The 7,340-nt window shown below is 47.4% G+C and carries 7 protein-coding genes; 3 read left to right on the top strand and 4 right to left on the bottom strand.

Features of this window, described 5'->3' with window-relative positions; genetic code table 11:
- From ablA to AB7S66_RS10330, 4 genes are all read right to left on the bottom strand, one after another.
- A partial coding sequence (gene ablA / locus AB7S66_RS10345; RefSeq protein ID WP_428519721.1) for a lysine 2,3-aminomutase occupies positions 1 to 1,183 on the bottom strand: 1,183 nt, incomplete at its 3' end.
- Between the two features lie 419 nt (positions 1,184 to 1,602).
- On the bottom strand, positions 1,603 to 2,004 hold the full coding sequence (locus tag AB7S66_RS10340; protein WP_428519719.1) for a hypothetical protein: 402 nt from the start codon (positions 2,002 to 2,004) through the stop codon (positions 1,603 to 1,605).
- 78 nt (positions 2,005 to 2,082) lie between these two features.
- Positions 2,083 to 2,742 (bottom strand): response regulator, encoded by a 660-nt coding sequence (locus AB7S66_RS10335; protein ID WP_428519717.1) that lies wholly within the window; start codon positions 2,740 to 2,742, stop codon positions 2,083 to 2,085.
- Positions 2,720 to 4,003 (bottom strand): sensor histidine kinase, encoded by a 1,284-nt coding sequence (locus AB7S66_RS10330; protein ID WP_428519715.1) that lies wholly within the window; start codon positions 4,001 to 4,003, stop codon positions 2,720 to 2,722. The genes AB7S66_RS10335 and AB7S66_RS10330 overlap by 23 nt, the downstream gene beginning before the upstream one ends.
- A 172-nt stretch (positions 4,004 to 4,175) precedes the next feature.
- Here AB7S66_RS10330 and AB7S66_RS10325 point away from each other — a divergent pair, with 172 nt between their 5' ends.
- The 3 genes from AB7S66_RS10325 (at position 4,176) to AB7S66_RS10315 (ending at position 7,241) form a co-directional block, all read left to right on the top strand.
- Positions 4,176 to 5,474 carry an ABC transporter substrate-binding protein gene (locus AB7S66_RS10325; protein WP_428519713.1) on the top strand — a complete coding sequence of 433 codons (1,299 nt, stop codon included), beginning with the start codon at positions 4,176 to 4,178 and terminating at the stop codon, positions 5,472 to 5,474.
- A gap of 79 nt (positions 5,475 to 5,553) precedes the next feature.
- Positions 5,554 to 6,432, top strand: coding sequence for a carbohydrate ABC transporter permease (locus tag AB7S66_RS10320; protein WP_428519711.1), 879 nt, complete (start codon positions 5,554 to 5,556; stop codon positions 6,430 to 6,432).
- Positions 6,429 to 7,241, top strand: a complete 813-nt coding sequence (locus tag AB7S66_RS10315) for a carbohydrate ABC transporter permease (RefSeq protein ID WP_428519709.1) — start codon at positions 6,429 to 6,431, stop codon at positions 7,239 to 7,241. The genes AB7S66_RS10320 and AB7S66_RS10315 overlap by 4 nt, the downstream gene beginning before the upstream one ends.
- The last annotated feature ends 99 nt before the right edge of the window (positions 7,242 to 7,340 follow it).

Genomic DNA, 7,340 nt, shown 5'->3' with positions numbered 1-7,340 from the left:
CAAGGGTGCATTTTTCACAATTACGATTGCACATGACGGATGAGTAACTGTCTGGTTCACGATAGGTAGTGATGACACCCTCGAAGTTACGAAGAATTACCTTGTTCGTGGACCAGGAGAGAATGTAGTTGGGCATGATGGGAATCTTTCCACCACCGCCTGGTGCATCGATGACATACGTGGGTACACAGAAACCACTGGTATGGCCCCTGAGGCTCTCCATGATCTCGATACCTTTGCCGACTGAGGTCCTGAAGTGGGTGAGTCCCTCAGAGAGGTCACACTGGTAGAGGTAGTAGGGTCTTACCCTGCTATAGGTCAGTTTCTGGACGAGTTTTTTCATGATTCTGGGACAGTCGTTCACGTCATTAAGCAGGACAGACTGGTTGCCCATGGGGATTCCTGCATCAGCGAGCATTTCCACCGCCCTGCGCGAGGATTTGGTAAGTTCACGCGGGTGGTTGAACTGGGTGTTGATCCATAGGGGGTGGTACTTCTTCAGCATATTCACCAGTTTCTCGTTCACCCGGTAGGGAAGTACCACAGGAATCCTGGTCCCGATCCTGATGATCTCGACATGTTTAATCGCTCTCAACTCTGAGATAATCCATTCAAGGTACTCATCAGAAAGCATCAAGGGGTCTCCACCACTGAGCAGGACATCGCGAACCTGCGGGGTGCTTCTGATGTAATCGAGGCCAGCCTTGATCTGCTGGCGGTCAGGGATACTGTCCACATCGCCGACCTTTCTTTTCCTGGTGCAGTGACGGCAATACATTGCACAGGTATTGCTGATCAAGAAGAGCACACGGTCTGGATAACGGTGCGTAATACCGGTAACCGGGCTGTCTGCATCCTCGTGCAAGGGATCTTCCATGTCATAGTCTGCAATATCCAACTCCCGGACATCGGGGAACGACTGCTTGAAAATTGGATCGTTCTCCACATTGTCGGTATCGATGAGCGAGAGATAGTAGGGTGTGATGGCCATGGGAAACTTTGCAATAGTTGCCTCAATGTCCTTTCGTTTTGCTTCAGGGAAAGTATAGTCAAGCAGTTTCTCAAACGTTGCAACATCCTTGATGCAATGCTTGAGCTGCCATTTCCAGTCACGCCAGCGTTCTCTGCTGACATCAGTGTCGAAACGGTCTACTATCTGCTGTTCTGAATCGGTAAATTGCATGGGTCTTTTTCCTGTACGGTTCTCTTCTGGTGATATTCCAAAGGTAAAGAATTCCCTAGGCACACAGAAGGTCTGTGGTCGAATGATTGCTCCGATAAAATGGCAACTATTCTTGTATTGGATAAAGCCATTATAACATGTTTTTGATATTACTGCAATAAAACGACAAAAACTAATATAGAAAGGATGTTTTTCTCTTGCTCTTTTCTTGCAATGTAAACAAGTTGTACAGGTAATCTGGTGGAAGGAACCAAAAAAAGAGAGAGGCCCAGCCTTCTCCTGTATGCTGTTCAGCACAGAATTCTAGAATGCATACAACACGCCGACGGTAGAGGTGAACAAGCCTACAAGTGGGAAGAGGGGATCAAACAAAACGCCACCGCCGAATGTCTCATCATCCTCAATTATTCCATAGGCCATCACTGGAATATTCCTGTCTTCTTGTCAGGAATCCAGTACTCTCCCTTTACGACTGGGCCTGCAAAGCCGGTCAACACCGGACCGAAATTGGTGAAGGCGGTGGTTCCCACCCCGATTTTCAGGTCGAAGGAATCGCTGAGTGCGAATGCTTGGCTGATATCGGCGTTGAAGGTATAAATGTCGAAGAATTTTTCACTTGAGTCGGTGGTGGACGCAATGTATGTTATTCCAAGAGGATAGTTGATGCCTGCCTGGAGGTAGAGGTCCCCCAGACCTACATCAGCAACAACCCCACTGGTGGTGAACCCCAGTTGTACGCCGATTGCAACGCTGTTTTCCCGAGCGGAGAGCGGTCCAGGTGACACAACAAGCGCAAGTAATAATATAGGAGAACGTTTCATAGTAGGCTTCTCTGCATTCAGTTTCTCATACTGTGAGAACAAGCACGAGCCTGCAGGATGACAAATTTGATAAAATGTCTAGTGATAGTGAATGGTATTGGCCAAGCGTATGATCTCAAAGCGATCTTTTACCTCCAATTTTGCGTAGATGGAGCTGATATTGTTACGTACCGTCTGCTCAGCAAGAAAAAGGCGGTCTGCAATTTGTTGGTTGTCATAGCCGGTGGCGATAAGTCCAAAGATTTCCTTCTCACGTGATGTAAGGGTATCGAACCATTCAAAACTACCGGATATCTCAGGGATTTTCGGACTGGTTCCATCGTACATAGTATTGATTAATTTGGCAGCAATCTTTGGGGAAATCTGTACCAGTCCAGATTGCAACGCCCTGATGGCGGCAATCAATTCAGTAGGGGATATATCCTTCAGGAGATACCCAGCTGACCCAATTCGCAAGGCTTCCCTCACATACTCATCCTCATCATAGGTGGAAAGCATGACCACTTTGATAGAAGAGTTTTGCTTGAGGATTTCCCGGGTAGCTTCCACCCCGTTGATATCAGGAAGATGGACATCCATCAGTATGACATCGGGTGCTTCCTCCAGGGCCATCTGGATGGCGCTGTTTCCGTTCTTAGCGATTCCTATTACCTGGAAATCGTCCACATAGCTCTCTAAGCTCATTCTTAAGCTCTGGACGAAGAGTTGCTGGTCGTCAACCAATAGAATTCGAATCATGCGTGTGCTCCTTTTGCAGTGGGATAGTAACGGTTAGTTGGAAGCCTCCCTCCGGGGCATTCTCTGCATGGACTGTACCGCCGAGCTTACTGATTCGCTCTTCCATACCGGCAAGTCCAATACCTTTAACAATTTTCTTTGCTCCGCTACCATTGTCCAGGATGATGACTTGTACCTGGTCTGAGATAATCCAGAAGAGCATCCTGACCTGCGTTGCATGTCCATGTCTTAGGGCGTTGGTCAGTCCTTCTTGTACCACTCTATACAAGACCAGATCAATCTCATCACCGAAGGAGGCAGGTAGATTCCCTGCCTCAATATCCACGGTAACCCCGGTAGTCCCCTCGAAAATTTTCTTGATCTTGTAGATTGCCTTGATTCCCGTCTCCCGATCCTGTTCATTGGTCCTGAGCAAGTGAAGAGCTTTCCTGGTTTCTGTCAATCCTTCTTGCGCTTGACTACGTGCAGCTGAACACATCTCACTGGTTTTCTCGCTGTTTCTACATCCAGTTGAGACAATGGCATCCATCATTGCAATGATATTGGTGAACATATACCCACTGATGTCATGGATTTCCCGACTGATACGAAAGCGTTCCTTTTTTGCGGCCTCAATCTCCGCAGTTCTTGCGTAGGATTGCAGGCTCTGGCTGAAGACAGTGAGCTTGGTAATTGTGGTATTCAGGATTACGATTTGTTCTTGTCCCTTTAGATATAGTTGTCGGTACTGTGTAAGTCCTACTTGCAAGAATGCAGCACTTAATGAGATAGCAAAGAATGCCCAAAGCTCAGGAATTTCTGCACTCCTGAGCGCGAGATTCAGTTCATTCTCCCCAAGGAGCATGGGCAGTTGCAATAAAACTACTCCAGTGGTGGAAAGTATCGGGCAGAGAACCAGACTGATGGGGAAGGAGCAACAGCCGAGCAGTACACTCTGGAAAGCAAGGAAGAGTGAGAGGCGAATGGTAAGAAAATCGTTTAATGAGTATCCAATAACCCATAGGGCGGTAAGGGAGAGAAAAATCAGCAGAAGAATTGCCAGAAGATTACGCGATTGGGTAAGCAGGAAGATAAAAAAACAGTAGAAAGCGAAGAAGATAAAAAAAGTACGATAGAACTCAAACGCTCGGGTACTCTCTCCGCTGTTGAATCCATAGGTAAGGAGAAACTCTACAAGACCGAGGGCAAGAAGAAATCCTGCGTACCCATACAGGGCACGCTCAAAGGGTGTCTTTCTTCTGGATCGTTCACTTTCAACCATTGGGGACAGTATACCATAAGGAGGATGAGAGTCAGTATTTTTGTACCGGAAGAAGGCTAAAAAAAAAGATGTTTTCAGTATTCTTGTCACTTTCGTTCTAACAGGCCTGACCCTATCATAAAACAATAGAAAACGTAGCTAGCTTGTTCAAAGAACAACAAGGAGGAATGCAATGAGGAAAATGTTGTATGTGCTATTGGTATTGGTCCTGGGATCAACCATGCTATTTGCTGGTGGTGCTGAAGAGAAGAAGGCTGAGGTTGTAGACCCCAATGCCCCTATCACCCTGACGGTATGGTGCTGGGATCCGATGTTCAACATCTATGCCATGGAGGAAGCGGCAAAGATTTACAAGGACATCAAGCCAAATGTCACCATCAATGTGGTTGAGACACCCTGGAATGATCTGCAGCAGAAGTTGATCACCAGTCTCAGTGCCAATGCCACCGAGAATCTTCCGGACATCATCCTGATGCAAGATAACGCAATTCAGAAGAACGTAATGACCTATCCTGAAGCCTTTGTACCCCTCAATGGTAAGATTGACCTTAGCCAGTTTGCCCAGTTCAAGGTCGATGTGGGAACCATTGATGGAAATCATTATGGAGTTCCCTTTGACAATGGGGCAACTGGTACATTCATCAGGAGAGACATTATCGAGAAAGCTGGTCTCAAGGTAAGTGATTTCAATGACATCACTTGGGAACGTTTCATCGAGTTGGGCAAGATTGTCAAGCAGAAAACCGGTGTGTCTATGATCAGCACGGTTGCCAATGAGCCTGATTTCCCCATGTTGATGCTGCAAAGTGCAGGCACGTGGATGTTCAATGAGGATGGAAGTGCCTATATCAAGGATAATCCTGTCCTCAAGGAAGCACTCCGCATAACCAAGGAGATGGTTGAGAGTGGTGTTTGTCTGCTTGTGCCAGATTGGAATGCCTATATTGCAACGCTGAACAACGGAACAGTTGCTTCCACCATCAACGGCTGTTGGATCATTGGATCCATCCAGGCTGAAAAATCCCAGAATGGCCTGTGGGCTGTTGCAAATACTCCTAGGTTTGCAAATATCAGCAGCTCTGTGAACTACTCCAGCCAGGGTGGTTCAGGTTGGATGGTCATGGCAAACTCCAAACATCCTGATGTTGCCATCGATTTCCTGGCAAAGACCTTTGGAGGAAGCGCCGAACTGTATGAGACCATTCTGCCAACCAGTGGAGCGATTGCAACCTGGCTTCCTGCCGCAGAAAGCCCAGTCTATTCAACCCCCATTGAGTTCTTTGGCGGTCAGAAGGTTTATGAGGATCTGGTAGAGTTTGCAGGCAAGGTTCCCAACGTCAAGTACGGTGTTTTCAACTATGAAGCCCGAGATGCCATCGCCCGAGCATTGAGCGAAGTAATGCAGGGAACGAACATTGATGCAGCTCTTGGGACTGCACAGAAGAATGTCGAATTCCTGATGAGCGAGTAGTTTTAGTCCACATCGATATCCGATACCGCTGTATACTGGCGGTATCGGATTTGTAACGAAATAGATAAGGGAAAACGTCATGGCAAAAAGTAATCTGAGTCGAAAGATCAACCTGTACGGCTGGTTGTTCGTCATTCCTGCAGCACTATTCATCTTTATCCTGAACTTCTATCCTATGATCAGTGCATTCCTGCTCTCGTTGCAATCAGGAAGGGGGAATAACCTGAAATTTGCAGGATTGAAGAACTACGCGCGCCTGTTTGAGGATGAGATGTTTCTCACCTCAGTAGGAAACGTTGTCACCTATCTTGTGATCCAAGTCCCCATTATGCTGTTGTTTGCATTGGTCCTAGCCACCATGCTGAACGATTCCAAGCTCAAAGGCAGGGGAATTTTCAGGACTATGATTTTTCTGCCGTGTGCGACCAGTTTGGTTTCCTCGGCCATGATTTTCAAATCATTGTTCTCCATTGATGGAATCATGAATACAGCCCTGGTCGGCATTGGCATACTTTCTGAGCCGATCAGCTGGCTTACTCATCCTGTCTGGGCGAAATTTGTCATCATTCTTACCATTACCTGGAGATGGACCGGGTATAACACCGTGTTCTATCTTGCAGGACTCCAGAATATCAACCGGAACGTATATGAGGCTGCACGTATCGATGGAGCCTCGGCGGGCAGGCAGTTCTTCTCCATAACCATCCCACTGCTCAAGCCGGTGATTCTCTTGACTACTATCATGTCCACCAATGGGACATTACAGCTCTTCGATGAGGTGCGTACCCTGACCAACGGAGGTCCAGGGATTGCCACCCTCTCGATCAGCCAATACATCTATAACCTGTCGTTTATGTACAACCCACAATTTGGGTATGCGGCAGCAGTATCCTATGCAATCCTCGTGATGGTTGCCATACTCTCCTTTGTCCAGATCAAAGTGGGAGGTAAGCGATGAACAAGCGACAAGGTGCATCCATAGCAAAATATGTATTTCTGATTATCATCTGCCTGTTCTCTGTATTTCCGTTCTACTTTATGGTGGTCGGTGCAACCAACAAGAGTGTGGATATCATAAAGGGTAGGCTTTTCTTTGGAACCTTCCTGTTTGAGAATATCAGGACTCTCGCTACGAACGTTCGACTGGGAAATGCTTTTTGGAACTCATTACGTAATGCCTTAGCCAATACGGTAGCCGCCCTTCTGGTCTGCAGCCTCGCTGGGTATGGATTCCAGATTTATCGGGACAAGGGAAAGGATACCTTGATGGGGTTGCTTCTGCTCTCTATGATGGTTCCCTTCGCTGCCCTCATGGTCCCCCTCTTCAGGATGTTCAGCCAGGCAAAGTTGCTTGATACGACCATGGGATTTATTCTTCCCACAATCTCTACCGCCTTCCTGATTTTCTTCTTCCGTCAAAGCAGCGAATCCTTTCCCATTGAGACTGTGCAGGCTGCCCGGGTGGATGGGCTGGGAGAGTTTGGCATCTTTTTCAGGATCTATGTGCCCATCATGGCTCCCACCTTTGCAGCAGCCGCTATTGTTACATTCATGAATGCATGGAATAATTACCTATGGCCTCTGATCATCATGCAAAGTCAGGATAGTCAGACCATGCCTCTCCTGATCACCGGCCTGACTGCGGGGTATACTACCGATTATGGTATTCTGATGCTCTCTGTCACCATTACGACCCTGCCGACCTTGATCCTCTTCTTTACCCAGCAGAGACGGTTCGTTGAAGGGGTGCTCGGCTCGGTCAAATAACACAAAGGAAGGTTCGTATGGATACGTTGTTTCTTCACCACAAAGCTTGGCAACAGCCGTCGGTCACCTCGGTCAATCGGCTTCCGATCAACAGTCTGC

The sequence above is a fragment of the Sphaerochaeta sp. genome (assembly GCF_050178175.1).
Lineage (GTDB): Bacteria > Spirochaetota > Spirochaetia > Sphaerochaetales > Sphaerochaetaceae > Sphaerochaeta.
Note: the sequence above shows the minus strand (reverse complement) of the source record. Positions and strands in the feature narration are given on the sequence as shown.